Annotated in this window: 11 protein-coding genes and 1 riboswitch; of the genes, 1 reads left to right on the top strand and 10 read right to left on the bottom strand. The window is 34.3% G+C overall.

The genetic code is table 11. The annotated features are described in order from the left end of the window. Positions 1 to 7: 7 nt before the first annotated feature. From CHRY9293_RS09385 to CHRY9293_RS09345, 9 genes are all read right to left on the bottom strand, one after another. Entirely contained in the window at positions 8 to 1,399 is a 1,392-nt protein-coding gene (locus tag CHRY9293_RS09385) for an RtcB family protein (RefSeq protein ID WP_162032739.1), read from the bottom strand. Positions 1,400 to 1,953: 554 nt separating this feature from the next. Further along, entirely contained in the window at positions 1,954 to 4,071 is a 2,118-nt protein-coding gene (gene scpA / locus CHRY9293_RS09380) for a methylmalonyl-CoA mutase (RefSeq protein ID WP_162032738.1), read from the bottom strand. Positions 4,072 to 4,279: 208 nt separating this feature from the next. After that, positions 4,280 to 6,319 (bottom strand): prolyl oligopeptidase family serine peptidase, encoded by a 2,040-nt coding sequence (locus CHRY9293_RS09375; RefSeq protein ID WP_394351031.1) that lies wholly within the window; start codon positions 6,317 to 6,319, stop codon positions 4,280 to 4,282. A 163-nt stretch (positions 6,320 to 6,482) separates the two neighbouring features. Beyond that, positions 6,483 to 7,568, bottom strand: coding sequence for a peptide chain release factor 1 (prfA, locus tag CHRY9293_RS09370; RefSeq protein WP_122545442.1), 1,086 nt, complete (start codon positions 7,566 to 7,568; stop codon positions 6,483 to 6,485). A 55-nt stretch (positions 7,569 to 7,623) separates the two neighbouring features. Beyond that, a complete protein-coding gene (locus CHRY9293_RS09365; RefSeq protein ID WP_162032736.1) occupies positions 7,624 to 8,925 on the bottom strand; it encodes an APC family permease in 1,302 nt (433 codons plus the stop codon). 6 nt (positions 8,926 to 8,931) lie between these two features. After that, positions 8,932 to 11,475 carry a TonB-dependent receptor plug domain-containing protein gene (locus tag CHRY9293_RS09360; protein ID WP_162032735.1) on the bottom strand — a complete coding sequence of 848 codons (2,544 nt, stop codon included), beginning with the start codon at positions 11,473 to 11,475 and terminating at the stop codon, positions 8,932 to 8,934. 95 nt (positions 11,476 to 11,570) lie between these two features. Beyond that, positions 11,571 to 11,678, bottom strand: a riboswitch (SAM riboswitch). Between the two features lie 109 nt (positions 11,679 to 11,787). Beyond that, on the bottom strand, positions 11,788 to 14,628 hold the full coding sequence (locus tag CHRY9293_RS09355) for an alpha-amylase family glycosyl hydrolase (protein ID WP_162032734.1): 2,841 nt from the start codon (positions 14,626 to 14,628) through the stop codon (positions 11,788 to 11,790). 298 nt (positions 14,629 to 14,926) lie between these two features. Continuing rightward, positions 14,927 to 15,205 carry a hypothetical protein gene (locus CHRY9293_RS09350; RefSeq protein ID WP_122545446.1) on the bottom strand — a complete coding sequence of 93 codons (279 nt, stop codon included), beginning with the start codon at positions 15,203 to 15,205 and terminating at the stop codon, positions 14,927 to 14,929. Between the two features lie 100 nt (positions 15,206 to 15,305). Continuing rightward, on the bottom strand, positions 15,306 to 16,913 hold the full coding sequence (locus tag CHRY9293_RS09345) for a fumarate hydratase (protein WP_162032733.1): 1,608 nt from the start codon (positions 16,911 to 16,913) through the stop codon (positions 15,306 to 15,308). Between the two features lie 135 nt (positions 16,914 to 17,048). On the opposite strand from CHRY9293_RS09345, the gene fumC reads away from it, so the two are divergent. Next, entirely contained in the window at positions 17,049 to 18,443 is a 1,395-nt protein-coding gene (gene fumC, locus CHRY9293_RS09340) for a class II fumarate hydratase (RefSeq protein ID WP_162032732.1), read from the top strand. Positions 18,444 to 18,570: 127 nt separating this feature from the next. On the opposite strand, the gene CHRY9293_RS09335 is transcribed toward fumC, so the two are convergent. Further along, positions 18,571 to 19,302: an ABC transporter ATP-binding protein gene (locus tag CHRY9293_RS09335; protein ID WP_162032731.1), complete on the bottom strand. Its 732-nt coding sequence runs from the start codon at positions 19,300 to 19,302 to the stop codon at positions 18,571 to 18,573.

Genomic DNA, 19,302 nt, shown 5'->3' with positions numbered 1-19,302 from the left:
CCCAATTTTATTTATCCATTCTCACTATTCTTGGTTGAAAAGTTCCGAGAATATCGACCAACTCACTTTGAGCATTCATAACCTCATTGATATCTTTGTATGCCATAGGAGCTTCTTCTGCATTACCACCCATTAGAATTACATTTTTGAGCTTTAATTCTTTTTTAATATCATTTTGAGTGAAAAGATTTCGACACTCTCCTCTCGAATGAGCTCTTCCCGCCCCATGTGAAGCAGATTTCAAGGAATCTGGATTTCCTTTTCCACGAACAATAAATCCCTTTGCTGTCATTGAACCGGGAATCATTCCTAATTCATTTTCATGAGCCGGAGTTGCCCCTTTTCTATGGACAATAACTTCTTTTCCATTATGAATTTCTTTCCATGCGAAATTGTGATGATTTTCGATTTTAGCTTTTACTCTTCCTCCCACTGATTTTACCAATCTCCTATGAATATCATCGTGACAAGCAGCCGCATAATCTCCTGCTAAATTCATTGCTGTCCAATATTCTAATCCGAGATGGGTATTCAAATCTAGCCAGGCAAAGTTTTGGGCTTCTTTAGGCAAAGGACATTGCTCTGTAGCAACTCTGGAATAATACTGTGCTATTTCGGCACCTAGGCCACGCGACCCACTGTGTGAAAGGATTCCGAGATATTTTCCTCTTGGCAATCCAATTTGTTCCTCTTCTTCCGTAATTTCAACCTCTCCGAATTCTACAAAATGATTTCCTCCTCCAGAAGTTCCCATTTGCTTAATGGCTTTTCCTTTTAGTCTTCTCAAAATGGGGATCATCTCAAAAGTATCCCTATCGAAAATTTCATGCTCGACATGTGACTTATGTGTTTCATACATTCCGAATTTTGTATGTTCGGCAAGAGCTTTTTCATATTTATCTCTTGCTCCGTCAAGATATGAAATAGGAGTATCTAAAATACTGAGACTCATTCTACAACCTATATCCATTCCTACTCCGTAAGGGATGACTGCATTTTCTACAGCAAGAACTCCTCCGATGGGAAGTCCATAACCACTATGAGCATCAGGCATCAAAGCACCTTGTGTTGAAATGGGGAGTTTCAATGCAGTATACAATTGGTTTTTAGCTTCGTCTGCAATATTGTTTCCAAAAATCCTGAAATCTACCCGGTTGGTATTGAGCATTCTTTTCTCTGTTTTCTTAGATGAAAGTAAAGCTTCTGCAATTTGTCCGAAGGTTAAATCTTTTTCAAAATTTTCCGGATGATTCAAAATTTCCTTTAAAAGAGATTTCACGTGGTGAATATTTTTGGTTGCAAAATTTCTTTTCATAACTTCTAACGCAATAATAACACTCTGATTATTTGGATATCCTATTTTTAATATATCTTTTCCTTTAAGTTTTAAATTTCCCATTGTTTTTATTTTTAAACTTAGATATGAGAGATTAGAATTTACTTCTAATATTTTGCATATTTATTTCCAACTAAAAATTTAGTTGACTTTAGTTTTATCTCAATAAACCTATCTGATTGATTGAGTACAAATTGATCACTAGCCCCGATTGTCGTGAAAATCCTTTTTTGAAAAAAAAGATTGTAACAGAAAGCGGGAAATAGCTCCAAATTATTATTAAAAAGATTTCGGGGAAACCTGAGTTTGAAATATTGCGCAATAAAAAACCCGAAATCCTACGACTTCGGGTTGTGATATTTCGTTATACTGTTATTCTAAGAGTGTATCAAACCACGAAGCCTCACCACCAAAAGTGGCAATCCAACTGTAGAAATAGATGTTATTTTGAACATTGCTTCGTTGTTTTTTAATGATTAAACTTGATTTTCAGGAGCAAAGGTACACTTATTTTTTAATAATCAAATTATTTTTTTGCAGAATTGATAAAAAAAGTCTGAATAGAACATCCAGACTTATGTATTTTAGGATAAAAGTTCATTATTTTCACCAATAAACTATTGTAAAAATTTCTCCAAAATATCTACTGCACATTTTGGAAGATTGGTTCCCGGACCAAAAATAAAATCTGCACCGTTAGCATACAGAAACTCATAGTCTTGCTGAGGAATAACTCCCCCAACTACGATCGTAATATCATCCGCACCTAGTTTTTTTAATTCTTCCACCACCTGAGGGACCAACGTTTTATGTCCAGCTGCTAAAGAAGAAACCCCTAAAATATGAATGTCATTTTCAACTGCCTGCTTCGCCACTTCTTCCGGGGTTTGAAATAATGGTGCAACATCCACATCAAATCCCATATCTGCAAATGCTGTTGCAACTACTTTTGCACCTCTATCATGACCATCCTGTCCCATTTTTGCTACCATTAATCTTGGGCGGCGTCCTTCTTCTTCCTCAAATTTCTGAGTAAGGAGAAGTGCTTTTTCAAAATATTCATTTTTCCCTGCATTCATAGCATATACTCCAGATATTGTTTTAATATTGGCTTTATATCTACCGAAACTTTCTTCCATAGCATCACTCATCTCTCCCAAGGTAACTCTCCTTCTTGCGGCTTCAATACATAGTTCTAACAGATTTCCCTTGCCAGACTTCGCACACTCCCTAATTCTCTCCAAAATTTCATTGACTTTTTCTGAGTTTCTCGATTCTTTGATTGTATTTAATCTCTCGATTTGCTTCCTACGTACTTCCGTATTATCAATATCTAATATTTCAATTTCCTCTTGTTTTAAGGAAGATTTAAAAGAGTTGACCCCAATAATAAATTCCTCTCCACTATCTATTTTAGCTTGCTTTTTAGCAGCTGCCTCCTCAATTCTCATTTTTGGGATTCCAGCTTCTATCGCTTTTGTCATTCCTCCTTCTTTCTCTACTTCATCGATATACTTCATCGCTTCTTCAATCATTTGTTGGGTGAGGCTTTCTATCAAATTACTTCCCCCCATTGGATCTACCACATCACATATCCCACTTTCTTGTTGAAGAATGATCTGTGTATTTCTCGCTATTTTAGCTGAATAATCCGTAGGAAGTGCTATTGCTTCGTCTAAAGCATTAGTATGCAAAGATTGTGTTCCTCCTAAAGCAGAAGATAATGCTTCAATCGCAGTTCTTGTAATATTATTAAAAGGCTCTTGCTCTGTCAGTGACCAACCAGAAGTTTGAGAATGAGTCCTTAAAGCTAAAGATTTAGGATTTTGAGGATTGAACTGTTTCAATAGAGTTGCCCAAATATATCTAGCGGCACGCATTTTGGCAATTTCCATAAAGTGGTTCATCCCAATTGCCCAGAAAAAGGATAATCTTGGAGCAAAATCGTCAACATTCATTCCGGCTTTTATTCCCGTTCGCACATATTCTAACCCATCCGCAAGGGTATAAGCCATTTCTAAAACAGGAGTCGCTCCTGCCTCTTGCATATGATAGCCAGAAATAGAAATAGAATTAAATTTTGGAATGTTTCGAGAAGTATATTCAAAAATATCTGCGATAATTTTCATGGATGGAGTTGGTGGATAGATATACGTATTTCTCACCATAAACTCCTTCAGAATATCATTCTGTATCGTGCCCGAAAGTAAGTTCTGTTTTACTCCCTGCTCTTCCGCAGCAACTATATAAAATGATAAAATAGGAAGAACCGCTCCATTCATTGTCATGGATACTGAAATCTGATCTAATGGAATTTCATTAAACAAGATTTTCATGTCCTCCACAGAATCAATAGCAACACCTGCCTTCCCTACATCTCCCATCACTCTTGCGTGGTCTGAATCATATCCTCTATGCGTTGCTAAGTCAAAAGCTACAGAAAGTCCTTTTTGCCCAGCAGCTAAATTCCTTCTATAAAAAGCATTTGATTCCTCTGCCGTTGAAAATCCCGCATACTGGCGAATTGTCCAAGGTTTCTGAACATACATGGTAGAATAGGGACCTCTTAAATAAGGCTCAATTCCCGACACAGTATGTGTCAAATCCCTATTTTTTGTATCTTTTTCTTGATAGGAAGTTTTAAGTTGGAGACCATCTTTCTCGAAATAATAGTTTTCCGATTCTTTTTCAGTTATATTAAATTGAGGAGTTTTATTTTTAACTTCTCTTCTCATAATCTTCAGATTTATTAGATGGCTAAAATTACGGATTTTTAGAATAACAACTAAGGCAGAGTAATAACCTGATTGTATAAATGTTAAAATAGACTTCTTTTTATTTTAATAGGTACAAATAGATAATCTCCAATTCATTGAATGGGAAAAGAAAAATCCGAAGAAAAATTCCTCCGGATTTGATATTGATTAATTGTTGTATATTATTTTAAATCTTAATACCCATTTCGTACAAAGCAAAAGAAATCAAGTCTGCATTTTCACTAATAACTTGCTCTGTTGATCTTCCGGCTCCATGTCCTGCATTTTTCTCAATCCTTAATAGAACCGGGTTATTACATGATTGCTTTTCTTGCAATTCTGCTCCAAATTTAAAAGAATGTGCAGGTACTACTCTATCATCATGATCACTTGTGATAATCATTGTTGAAGGGTAGCATGTATTGGCTTTCACATTATGAACAGGTGAATATGATTTAAGATAGTTAAACATTTCCTTGCTATCTTCTGCGGTTCCATAATCATATGACCATCCTGCTCCAGCTGTAAATTTATTATATCTCAACATATCCAATACCCCTACTCCAGGGAACGCCACCTTTGCTAAATCCGGACGCATCGTCATAGTTGCACCTACTAACAAACCTCCATTTGATCTTCCAGAAAGAGCCATATATTCCTTTGAAGTATATCCGTTACTTTGTAAATATTCACCCGCTGCAATAAAATCTTCAAATACATTTTTCTTTTGCATTTTCGTTCCGGCATCATGCCAATTCTTCCCATACTCTCCTCCTCCACGGATATTAGGGACAGCATAAATACCTCCATTTTCCATCCAAATAGCATTCACAACAGAAAAAGACGGCTGCAAACTGATATTAAATCCGCCATATGAATATAATATGGTAGGATTTTTCCCGTCTAATTTTGTTCCCTTTTTATAATTGATCATCATCGGAATTTTTGTTCCATCTTTCGATGTATAAAATACCTGCTCGGAAATATAATCATCAGTATTGAACTTTACTTTAGGTCTTTGATACACCTCAGACTTTCCTGTATCTGCATTAATTTTATAAATTGTTCCAGGAGTAATATAATTAGTAAACGAAAAATAAAGTTCTTTTTCAGTTTCTTTTCCTCCAAATCCACTTATATTTCCTTTACCCGGAAGAGCAATTTCTCTAATCAGTTTCCCTGTTTTATCATATTGCTTTACCTGATCAATAGCATCAATCATATAAGTTGCGAAAAAAGATCCTCCTCCAGAGGAAACACCTAATACATTTTCAGTTTCAGGAACTACATCTTTCCAATTTTCAGGAGACGGATTATTAATATTTGCTTTTACCAAACGCATATTTGGAGCTTTCAAATCTGTAAAAATAAAAAGATCATCACCCTGAGTATCTACAATATCTGCATTCACATCAAATCCCTTCACGATTTGGACAAAATCTTTACTATTATTTTTTAAATCCTTTATATATAATTCATTTCCATTGGTTGCATTAGCTGCAGAAATAATTAAATACCTTTGATCTTCAGAAACAGATGCTCCTAAATATCGTCTTGGAGTCTGATCTCCTCCAAAAATAAGGACATCTTCAGACTGCTTAGTTCCTAGCTTATGAAAATATACTTTATGCTTATCTGTCATTCCTGAAAGAACTGTTCCTTCTTTGGGCTTATCATAGCTTGAATAGTAGAAACCTTCATCACCTTTCCATGCAATTCCACTGAATTTCACATCTATTAAAGTAGCATCCATCTGCTTTTTGGTAATGGCATCAATAATAATGATTTTATTCCAATCACTCCCTCCCTCTGAAATAGAATAAGCTGCTAGATTTCCTTTTTTATTAAATGACAACTGAGAAAGTGATGTGGTTCCTTTTTCCGAAAATTTATTTGGATCTAAAAATACTTCTGTTGTTTTTGCTTTATTGTGTGTTCTGTATAAAACAGACTGTGCTTGAAGACCGTCATTTTTGTAATAATATGTATAATCTCCTTCTTTGAAAGGTGCCGTAATTTTTTCATAATTCCAGATATCTTTCAATTGATTTTTGATCTTATCTCTAAATGGGATTTTCGAAAGGTAGTTTTGTGTATAATTCACTTCTTCATCAACCCATTTTTTAGTAGTTTGAGAATCATTTTCCAAATCTCTGAATGGATCTGCCACAGCAGTATCAAAATAAGTATCTATTTGGTTTCCTTTTAATGCTTTAGGATAATTCATTTTTTGAGAATAAAAAGTTGCTGAGAATAAGACTCCAGCTGTTAATAAGGTAGTTCTAAAATTCATGCTGAATTGTTTTTATCAAAAATAAGCAAAGTATTGAAATAAAAAAAGTGACTGGAAACTCAGTCACTTTTTGCTTTATTTTAAAAGAAGATATATTTTAATAGTTATCTTCTTCTCCTTTCATTTTTTCTGCATTTTCTGCCATGATTACAGCATCTATCATTTCGGAAATATCTCCGTTCATATAGGCATCTAAATTATACATCGATTTATTGATTCTATGATCAGTAACTCTCCCTTGTGGATAATTATAGGTTTTAATTTTTGCAGAACGGTCTCCTGTAGAAACCATTGATTTACGTTGGGCAGCAATATCTCCCTGAACTTTTTGCAACTCGATATCATATAGCTTTGTCCTCAACATTTCCATTGCCAATTCACGGTTTGCCAACTGAGAACGGGCCTGCTGACAAACAACTACTAATCCCGAAGGTTTATGGGTCAATTGAACTTTTGTTTCAACCTTGTTTACATTCTGTCCCCCAGCTCCTCCTGAACGTGAAGTTTGCATTTCAATATCTGCAGGATTTAATTCAAAATCAACTTCTTCTGCTTCAGGTAACACAGCAATTGTAATAGCAGAAGTATGCACTCTCCCTTGAGATTCTGTTTCAGGAACACGTTGTACACGATGAACGCCTGATTCAAATTTCATGATCCCATACACACCTTCACCTTCTACTTTCATGATCAATTCTTTATATCCTTTTGCGGCTTCATTAGAATCAGTTACTTCATGTCTCCACCCTTTGGTTTTGAAATACATGCTGTACATTCTATAAATATCCTCCACAAAAATAGCGGCTTCATCTCCTCCTGTTCCTGCACGTAATTCTACAATCACATTTTTATCATCTGCAGGATCTTTAGGTATTAATAGTACTTTTAGATCTTCTTCCAATCCAGGAAGTTTCTCTTGGGCTTCCAACTTCTCCAGTTTAGCTAAATCTGCCAAATCTTTATCTGAGCCATCTGCAATGATCTCTTCAGATTCTTCAATAGTATCTAAAGCGGATTTATATTGATCATACACTTTTACAATCTTCCCCAAATCACTATATTCTTTGTTCAAAGAAGAATATCTTTTTTGATCTGAAATAATATCAGGCTGGATAATAAGATCTGCAACCTCATTATATCGTTGTTTTATAGCTTCTAATTTTGGAATTAATGATTTAGACATTCTGAAAATTTTGTGGCTGCAAAGATAAGAATTATTAATTCAAATTAAAAGCTCTTTAGGGTACTGATTTAGAAAGCTTTCTATCAATCCAATACAAAATAATCCCTACTACTACAATTCCCAACCCCAGAAAACTCTCTTTAGGGTTATGCACAAGGGTAAAATATAGTATATATATGCTAAAAAGAAGAAATACGGTAGGAAAAACGTAGAATAAATTTGATTTAAATATTTTTCTATCTTCTTTTTTAAGAAAGTATGCCGTAGAAATTGCTAGACTTGCAAATAATTGAAGAATAAATGAGGTATAAATAAATATTTCTTTAAAGCTACCTGTCAAAATAATCAATGCCGCAATAGCTGCATGAGCAAAAATAGCTCGTACCGGAATTCCTTTTTTATTATTGGTGGATAAAGATTTCCATAGTTTATTTTCTTTAGCAAAAGCTTGAGTCAATCTTGAGCCTACCCATAAATAACCACTAATTGTTGCTATCAACTGTAGCGCAATAAAAACATTTACCACTTTTCCAAAAAAATGTCCAAACATATTATTGGCCGCCTCTCCCATCACATCTTCTTTTCCAGATAATTGATGTAAAGTAGCATGCTTCAACATAATAAAATTGATCATAATATAACAGACTGTTACAAAAATGGTCCCTATAATCAATGATTTAGGAAGATTTTTTTGAACATCTTTAATTTCTCCCGCTATATAAGAAGCTGAATTCCATCCTGTATATGAATACGTTACAAATACTAAAGAGGTTGCAAATGCAGGAAGCATAATTTCTTTTTGCCAATCGTTACTAAAGTTCAAGCTTCCGTCTGTTATAGGCTGAGAAAGTCCCACTCCTAAAACTATCAAAATAATAATAAACGCTATTTTAATAAAAGTAAAAAAATTATGAAATTTACTCGACGTTTTTACACTAAAAGACAAAGATATAGCGACTAAAAAAATTACAATAATTGCAAATCCATTTTCAAAAGTATAATTAAATACCGAGAGATACTTTGACATGGCCAAGGCAGCCAAGGCAACCGGGGCAGAAAAACCGATAATTAAAGATATCCAGCTTATCAAATAGCCTAACAAAGGATGGTATGTTTCTTTTAAATAAATAAAATCACCCCCATTTCCTTTGAAATGAGAACCCAACTCTGCATAGCAAAACGCACCAAATAAGGCCAGCACACCGCCTATTCCCCATAGCAGAAATATACTATATGTATTGGTAATATCTACTAATTGAAATCCTAAAGTGGTAAAAATACCTGTTCCGATCATATTCGAAATCACAATGGCCACAGCTGTTTTCCAACCAATCTGATGATGTGAAGAAATGCTCATTTTTTATTAAAAAGTAAAATTAAGTCTTCCAAAAAAATAACTTCCTAATGCCCCCATTTGTACTGGTGCATATTTAAAAACTCCATAATAGGAATTTTCGTAGATCTGTAAATCCGGAAAGATATCAAAAATATTATTGGCACCCACAGTCAGATTTATATTTTTCGTAATGTCATATCCAATACTAGCATCCGTTACTACTTTTGGAGAAAACTGCTGAACACCTCCAAAAGGATACCCATCTCTTATGACTTTGCCAAAGTAGGTATTTCGTATCATAAAATTAAACTTTCCGACCCCGTAATTCAGCCCTAGTGTCGCTTTTGTTTTCGGGGAAAGAGATTCTATGATATTGACTTGATCAGGTCCAAAAAAATCAGTCTGTGGAGTCTGTAAGTTGGTAGGAAAATGGAAATCTGTAATTTTGGTTTCCGTATAATTTCCGGCAAGATTCACATTTAAGTTGCCTCCTGCCAACTTCCAATCATACGAAATCACTAAGTCAACACCTTTCGTTTCTGTATCTACAGCATTGGTAAAAAAACGAGCACTTTCTACCTCATTTCCTTCTCCCACAATTGTTGGGTCTTTGAGCTTAGAATCAGTAATATTACTGGTAATCACAATTCTATCTTTGACTTTAATCCAATACCCATCTAATGTAATGAACAGTCCTTTTATAGGCTTTAAAGTAAACCCGACACTTCCATTCACAGAAGTTTCCTGTTTTAATTTATCAAAACCTAGAACCTCGGCAGCTTTACTTTCATTGGTAAAAATACCTTTCTTTACAATCCCAATTCCTGAAGTAGAAATATCTGCATAAGAGTTATTAAAGTACTGTTGCTGTAAGGAAGGAGCCCTAAACCCAGTTCCTATTGCCCCTCTGATCGCATAGTTTTTTATAAATTCATATCGCAAAGCTAATTTTCCATTTAGAGTATTCCCAAAATCTGAATAATTTTCAAATCTTGTAGCCGCATCAATATTTAATTTTTTAGCTAAATCGTAAGAAATATCTGCATATATAGCAGTCGAACGTCGTGATTTTTTTAACGCATTATCTGGTGAAAAACCTGTGAAAGATTGAGAACCTCCCGCTCCAATTATATTAGAAGAGGGTGTAGAGGATGTAGCTATATTTCCAAAGATATCATATCTAGCATAGGAGGCTTCTTCCCCTGCCTTTATATCATATTGCTCAAACCTAAATTCCCCTCCAAAAGCAACATTTAAATTATTGATATTTTTTGAAACATCTAAATTAACAGTGTTCTGTAAAAACCCATGAGAGCCTGCATAAAAATGAGTTGGAGATTTTGAACCCAAGGAAGCATTTACCGTATTATTAACATTATAATTGAAGGTATTACTTCCAAAAGTATTACTTAGATCAAATTGCCATTCATTAAGGTTATACTTTGCCCCCACTGCATATGAGAAATCATAAACCTGCGAAGCTAAAACTGCCTGAAAACCATTTGGGTAAATAGAGGAAACTATATTAGAAGTTTCGCTTGGAAGCCTTCTAAAGCCAAATCCCTCACCTTCTTTAACGCTAAAACCTCCAAAAGAGTACATTTTAAAATGATCATTAAAAGGATATTCTGAATTGAAAAATAACTGAGCTTGTTTGATCTGGGCATCTCCAATTTGAAAATTAAAATCATTACGGGATAAACCATTTTGCCCCATTAAAGCATCATCATAGGCTCGAGAAATTTGGCTTCCAGTATCTGCAAAATCATAAGCGAAAAAATTACCGTAATTTCCGGATGCAATAGGTGAAACATTAGGTAGCATTATCCCATTCACAGAAATTGCCCCATTATTATTCACCACATCCAAATTAGATTGATCATAAATAATCAAATCATGATTTTGCGTTCTTGTTGTTTTTCCTCTGTAATTCAACTGAAGAGATAAATTGATATAACTTTTCTCTTTTCCTAAAGATGTTCCATAATTGGCACCGGCCTGGTAGGTTTCACCGTCATTTCTCCCTGAAATTCCATAATTTAGGCTTGCAGAAGCGCCAATATCTTTTTTAAGAATAATATTAATTACCCCCGCAATAGCATCAGATCCATATTGAGCTGCGGCTCCATCTCTTAAAACTTCAATCCTATCAATAGCAATTACAGGAATCGTACTTAAATCAGTTCCTACCGAACCATTCCCGACCGTATTTTGATAATTAACTAAAGATGTAGTATGTCTTCTTTTACCATTCACAAGAACTAAAACCTGATCAGGACCCATTCCTCTTAATGTTACGGGATCAATATGCTCTGTACCATCAGAAGCCGATTGTCGAACTGAGTTGAATGATGGAATCACATAATTCAGTAGATCCTGAACAGTTGTTTGAGGTGCCGATTTTTGAATCTTTTCAATACTTATAACATCTACAGGGACTAGAGTTTCTAGCTTTGTCCTTTTAGCATTACGATTCCCAACAATAATGACATCTTCAATCTGCTTTTCCTTTTCCTGTGCAGAAACCAAAATAGCTCCAAGTAATAAAACAGATAGACTTAATTTCCTCATCTTTTATTTTTGTAAAATTAATAATATACCCTACGGATGAAACCCGCAAAAAAAAGATTGTCAAGAAAATGGAATAATACTTAGAATATCCTCTTTACTTATCTTCCCCCAGATGGGTTGGAATTAGCACCATTACACTTTTAGAAGAATGTTGGTTGCTAAGGTTTCATAGGGCCAAATCCCTCCACCTTTCTTGATAAATCTACTGCAAAAGTAGACTAATATTTTTAAATAACAAAATCTAATCTTAAACTACAAAGGCGAGCAGATTGAATCTGCTCGCCTTAAATAATACATAATATGTAATGTTCCTTATTTTACTATCATCTTTTGAATAGCTATCCCATTAGCCGTCTTTAAATGAACTAAATAAGTTCCGGGAGGATAATGTGTTCTTAATTCATAAATTCCATTTTCAGTTTTCAATGGAAAAGAATCTAGTTTTTTACCACTCATATCGTATATCGTAATCTCTCCGTTTTTAGCTTGGTGATAAACCAATTTTACCATCCCGTTTTGTACAGGATTATCTACTATTTGAAGTGATAATCTATGTGTACTATTTTCATCTATTGTGGATAAATTTCCGGTATAATTTCCAAAAATTCTAAATTCTCCCGGCTGGAGGGCGATCGGAGCCGTAGTAGAAACCACATTCAAAACAGTGTTATCCATTAAGTTCTCCCATTGCCCACCATAAGGAAAATAAGGAACAACATTCTTAACGGAAGTATCATAGTTAGCCAATACGACAATATTTTTTATGTCAAGGGCTGTTAAAGTATTATCATATACATAAATCCGAGTAATCAAGCCGTTAGGATCATTAACTAAATTATTAGATTCTACCGTGTATGTCTTTGAATTGAAAACAGGATGTATTTTTCTTATATTAATAATTTGCGCCCAAGTATCATATATCGCCTTTCTACTAGGCTCTGTATCATAACCTAATGTAAACGCAACAGGCTTTTCATCTGTACGACATCCGTTATTAATAGATCCATCAACACATCTATTAATGCTAAAATCATATCCTAATTCTCCAAATTGCCAAATCATTTTAGGGCCAGGAATCGTAAAAAAAGTAGCTCCAAAAGCTTTCATTCTATGTAATGCTGTATCGATATTTTTCACATTATATGTGCCATTTACCGCTCCATAGCTACTATTTTTAAACATTAATCGCTCTTCATCATGACTTTCTCCATATCCAACGGCATTCTTATTGGTAAATCCATGAAGTTTATGATCCATTCTATCATAGTTACTGTTTTCCTTGTATCCCATTGTATTCTGGTTATATGGATCAGTTTGTTTATTCCAAAGCATTACCCCTTTTCCTTCCGCAATCTTATAATTGGCCCATTCTTGTTCTTCCGCATCAGTGCCCAAATGCTCAAAAATAATATAAGAATTAGGATCAATAGACCATTGCTTATCAGCATAGTATTTCATAATATCAACTCTATCCTGCTGATAAGAATTAGTACAAGTCTCATCATTCTCAGAACAACTTTGAGTAAATCCCTTAGTTAAATCCCATCGAAATCCATCAATTTTATACTCTGTCAGCCATTGGCCCAAACATCTTTCTACATAATATCTGGTAGCCAGACTTGTATGGTTGAAATCATTAAAAACATTATATGAATGTTTAGGTGTTTGATTAAAATATGGATTATTAGCAGCAACATCTCCATATCCGTCTCCATCAGGATCCACATTCCAAAGCCTTACCAACGGAGAGCGACCTGTAGCATGATTAAAAGCTATATCGAGGATCACAGCAATTCCATTTTGATGACAAATATCCACAAACTCTTTAAACTTTTCAGGGGTTCCATATGCTTTATCTAAAGCATAATGAAAGGATGTATTATACCCCCAGGAAATATTTCCCTCAAATTCCATAATAGGAAGAAGTTCTATTGCATTTATGTTGAGTGCTTTTAAATAATTAATTTTATTAATCAATGATTGCCAATTCTTTTCTTGAGTAAAATCCCTTAATAAAAGTTCATAAATAATTAAATTTTCTTTCTCCGGTCTTTGAAAATTAGTAACCTGCCAACTGTAAGAAGCCTGCCCTGTTTTAAACATAGAAACTTCAAAGTTTTGTCCCGCAGGAAAGCCCGGTAATCCGGGATAAGTGGATGAGAGAATCGATGAGTCATCATATGACGATAAAATCTGTGGAGAAAAAGGGTCAGCAACTTTTCTCAAGTCATTGGTCCTATATTGAAAAGTATATAATTGAAGAGGAGTAATTCCATTCAATACAATCCAGTACAAATCGGGATTTGTCGTGTCACGGTTCATAAGATAGTTATCATCTATTTGCCAATTATTAAAACTTCCTATTACATGAACGAAGCTTTTAAATGGAGCATATATAGCCAATCCAACCGTTGTGTTATCATTAAGATTATAATTGACACCTGGTTTTATCCAATTTGGAATAGGTACAGAGGCAACATTACGTTGAACTTGTACTATAAAGCTTGTATTTTTAGAGCTAATATTGTCTGTTGCACTAAGCTCCATATTCGCATCTCCGGTTACTATATAATTATAAGAATAGGAAGTAGAAGGTACCGATGTAGAATTAATAACAGATCCATTTGCTTTTAATTGAAATGTCGCGGCCACATTTGTTGTTGCAGTTACACCTACAGACGCCCCTGAAGAAACTGAAGTTAAACTATTGGGTAATGGGTTGGTTAAGTTTAAGTTTAATGCTCCCACATTTACAAAAATATCTGGTGACGTCTGACGTGAACCCGTTTTATTTTTTAAAAGAAAACCAAACCTCCCAATCCCTGTTCGGCCAAAAAATGAGGTAGGTATGAAAGTAAAAGAATAAGTATCTGTCCCCGAATTATAGTTTAATTTATTTGCTTCATTAGAGTTATTCCAACTCCCATTCGTAGGGCTATCTAAGCTATTAGCATAATTAGTATCTAAAGACCAACTCCAAAGATAAATAGCATTATTACTTACTCCCCAAGCTGCTTCATCAATCTGATTTCCCGGAACCGTTAACGTAATTTGATCCGTTTCGTTAAATGGATTTGGAGTAATAGTATAATTGATCTGGCTGAAAGTAAAAATTATCATGAATAACATGACAATAGAATATAATTTTTTCATAAATTATTCTTTTCATATTAATACATTACTAAAATAATTCATTTTACCATTAATACACCCATAATTATTAGAAAAATATTAACTGATTTTTCCCTGATATTCTAAAAAGGAAAATTTCTACTATTAATATATTGCGTCTCTATATATTTCACGGCCTATAAAGTGATGTCTATCTAAGGAATTTTTCTAAACTTAAAAAACTAAAAACCACTTAATTAATAATTAAGTGGTTTAATATATATTGTTTTTCTTTGATATTACTTTTTCAGAATTAAGGTGAAAAAGCAATGACAATCAATTAATGATGATGTCCGTGATCATGAATAAAAGGACCGTTACCTTTAGGTTCATTAAAAATAACTTCTACACCTTCTTGTTCATACATTTTTTTTCTTCTGATATCCTCTGGATCAAAAGGTTTTACTTTTCCGAAATATTCTTTCAGACCTTCAGTTAACCATAATGGAATTACAAGTCCAAAGAACATAAAAATACACCAAAACCCTACAAGGAACATTGTAAAGAAAAAGATTGTCCAAAGGAACTGGTAAAATGGCCAAAATGCTGATAAAATCATTATCATTTCTTAAAGATTTTAGGCAAAAATAGGACTTTTTATTTTTTTACACAAAAGTTATGTATCCTATTTTCTTATTTATTTTAATTCTATACTAAATTTAATGGGCAAGATCAGCAAAGAAGTCATTTCCTTTGTCATCTGTAATAATGAATGCCGGAAAGTCTTTCACTTCAATTTTTCTGACAGCTTCCATACCTAATTCCGGAAAATCAACTACATCTACTGATACAATATTATCCTTTGCCAAAATTGCAGCGGGTCCACCTATCGATCCTAAATAAAATCCTCCGTACTTTTTGCATGCATTCATAACATCTTTACTTCTATTCCCTTTTGCCAGCATCACCATACTACCTCCATGACTCTGAAAATCACCAACATATACATCCATTCTTCCCGCAGTTGTAGGTCCGAAACTTCCTGAGGCCATTCCTTCAGGAGTTTTAGCTGGTCCGGCATAATAAATAGGATGATTTTTAAAATATTCCGGCATTGGTTTTCCACTATCAATAATTTCTTTAATTTTTGCGTGAGCAATATCTCTAGCTACAATTAAAGTTCCATTTAATTTTAATCTTGTTTTGATAGGATATTTGGAAAGCTCAGCCAAAATATCAGGCATAGGCTTGTTTAAATCAATTTCCACTGCTTCTTCTAAATGAGGAGGTGTATCTGGTAAAAATCTCTTAGGGTTTTCTTCCAATTGTTCCAAGAAAATCCCATCTTTTGTAATTTTTCCTTTAATGTTTCTATCTGCGGAACAAGAAACACCCATTCCTACAGGACAGGAAGCGGCATGACGAGGAAGTCTGATTACTCTCACGTCATGGGTTAAGTATTTCCCTCCAAACTGGGCTCCTATCGCACTTTCCTGACAAATCTTCTGTACTTTTGCTTCCCATTCCAAATCTCTAAAAGCCTGCCCCGATTCATTTCCTTCAGTCGGAAGATTATCGTAATATTTTGCTGAAGCTTTTTTCACTGCTGCTAGATTCGCTTCCGCGGAAGTTCCACCAATTACTAAAGCCAAATGGTATGGAGGGCAAGCAGCAGTCCCAAGGTCTGATATTTTTTCTTTAATAAATTCTTCAAGTGACTTTTCGTTAAGTAAGGATTTTGTTTTTTGATACAAAAATGTCTTATTTGCCGATCCCCCTCCTTTGGTTAGAAATAAAAATTCATAGTAATCTCCTTTTTTAGCATAAATATCAATTTGCGCGGGAAGGTTTGAACCCGAATTTTTCTCATCAAACATAGTTAAGGGAACTACCTGAGAATATCTCAAATTTCTTTTTTGATATGTATTAAAAATACCTTGGCTCAAATACTCTCCATCATCCACTCCAGTATATACATTTTCGCCTTTTTTACCCATCACAATTGCCGTCCCCGTATCTTGGCAAGAAGGTAAAGCTCCCTCTACAGCAACAGCAGCATTTTGTAATAAATTATATGCAACAAACCTATCATTATCAGTTGCTTCAGGATCATCAATAATTCTTCTCAGGCTTTCTAGGTGAGAAGAGCGCAACATAAAAGAAACATCTGCCATTGCTTCCTCAGCCAATATCTCCAGTCCTTTAGGGTCAATCGTTAAAATTTCTCTATCTCCCAGTTTTTCCATCTTTACATAGTCCGATGTAAGCTTTTTATACACCGTATCATCTTTTTGAATCGGATACGGATCCTGATATCTAAATTCCATACTACTTTAGTTTGTGCAAAAATAAGTGATCAAAAAAAAACATGAGTAAAATCAGTATTCTTTATTGATATTTATAATGATTATAAATTGCGGAATCATCAGTTTATCGCTAAATTTATAAAAATTTCAATCACAATGAATTATAGAATAGAAAAAGACACAATGGGAGAGGTACAGGTACCTTCAGATAAATTTTGGGGAGCACAAACAGAACGTTCTAGAAACAATTTCAAAATTGGTCCAGAGGGATCAATGCCTCATGAAATTATAGAAGCATTTGCATATTTAAAAAAGGCTGCTGCCTATACCAATACTGATTTAGGAGTTCTTTCTACCAAAAAAAGAGATATGATTGCCCAGGTCTGTGATGAAATTTTAGAAGGAAAATTAAACGATCAATTTCCATTAGTGATCTGGCAAACAGGCTCCGGCACTCAGTCTAATATGAATATTAATGAAGTTATTTCAAATAAGGCTCATACCAATAGTGGAGGAAAATTAGGCGAAAAATCAGAAATTCACCCTAATGATGATGTCAATAAATCGCAATCCTCAAATGATACTTATCCCACCGCAATGCATATTGCTGCTTATAAAAAAGTTGTTGAAAAAACCATTCCAGCTGTAGAGAAATTAAAAAATACATTAGCAGAAAAATCTTCAGCATTTAAAAGTATTGTCAAAATAGGAAGAACCCATTTAATGGACGCTACTCCATTAACTTTAGGTCAAGAATTTTCCGGATATGTAGCCCAATTGGAATTTGGCATAAGAGCATTAAAAAATACACTACCCCATCTTTCGGAATTAGCTTTAGGAGGTACAGCTGTCGGGACAGGTTTAAATACCCCTAAAGGTTATGACGTAAAAGTCGCAGAATATATTGCAAAATTTACCCATTTACCCTTCACAACAGCTGAGAATAAGTTTGAAGCTTTAGCTGCTCATGACGCTATTGTGGAATCACATGGAGCCCTGAAACAATTAGCAGTATCTTTATTCAAAATTGCTCAGGATATTAGACTCCTGGCTTCCGGACCTCGTTCAGGAATTGGAGAAATATCTATTCCCGAAAATGAGCCAGGATCTTCCATTATGCCGGGAAAAGTAAATCCAACTCAAAATGAAGCAATGACTATGGTATGCGCCCAGATATTAGGAAACGATACCACTATTTCTTTTGCCGGAACTCAAGGAAATTATGAATTAAATGTTTTCAAACCTGTTATGGCGTATAATTTCCTTCAATCTGCTCAACTTCTTGCTGATGCTTGTATTTCTTTCAATTATCATTGTGCAATAGGAATTGAGCCTAACCGTGAAAGAATTAAAGAACTAGTGGATAAATCCTTAATGTTGGTCACCGCTCTCAACACTCATATAGGTTATGAAAATGCAGCTAAAATTGCAAAGACAGCACATAAAAACGGAACTACCTTAAAAGAAGAAGCTATCAATCTAGGCTTTTTAACGGCTGAACAGTTTAATGAATGGGTAAAGCCCGAAGATATGGTTGGCAGTATGAAGTAGTTACTAATAATAAACAAAAACTCCCGGAAAAAATTCTCCGGGAGCTTTTGTGTTAATATGAAATGTTATATATAATTATTCAATTCTTATGCCAAAAATAAAATCTTGCCATTTTCTGACAAATTATTTAATGATCTTCTGAAATAGATATCGGCATTGAAACCTGATCTGCAAAGTATTGTTCCAAATCTCTAAGAGTTTCGGGATTGGTTTGAATATCCTTTACTAGTTGTCCTTTATTTACCACCACTATTCTGTTACACACTTCTGTCGTATGGGAAAGGTCATGACTTGAAATAAGGAAGGTTACCCCATCCTGTTTTGAAAGTTCTTTAATTAAATTCTTTAGTTTAATCTGTGTAGAGGGATCAAGATTGGCAAAAGGTTCATCTAGAATAATAATTTCCGGACTTCCTAAAATGGCTCCTACAATTCCTACTTTTTTCTGATTTCCTTTTGAAAGATCCCGGACGTATTTTCCTGAATTTAAAATTTCCCCATTAAAAAGGTCATGAAATTGTATAAGAAATTCATCTACCGAAGCTTTATTTTGCCCCCGAAGCTCTCCAATAAAATAAAAATATTCTTCCGGGGTAAGATATCCAATTAAAAATGTATCATCTACAAATGCTGACACTTTACTTTTCCAAGCCTCAGATTCATTTACTTTTATTCCATCAATACTCACAAAACCTGTAGTAGCTTGAATAAGATCCAACATCAAACTAAAAAGTGTCGTTTTTCCTGCCCCATTATTTCCAACTAATCCAAAAGTTTCTCCTTTAGAAATTTCAAGATTTTCAATCTGTAATACTGTGGCTACTCCGTATGTTTTAGATAATTTATTTATAGTAATCAT

This window comes from Chryseobacterium potabilaquae, from assembly GCF_902728265.1.
Classification (GTDB): Bacteria; Bacteroidota; Bacteroidia; order Flavobacteriales; family Weeksellaceae; genus Chryseobacterium; species Chryseobacterium potabilaquae.
Note: the sequence above shows the minus strand (reverse complement) of the source record. Positions and strands in the feature narration are given on the sequence as shown.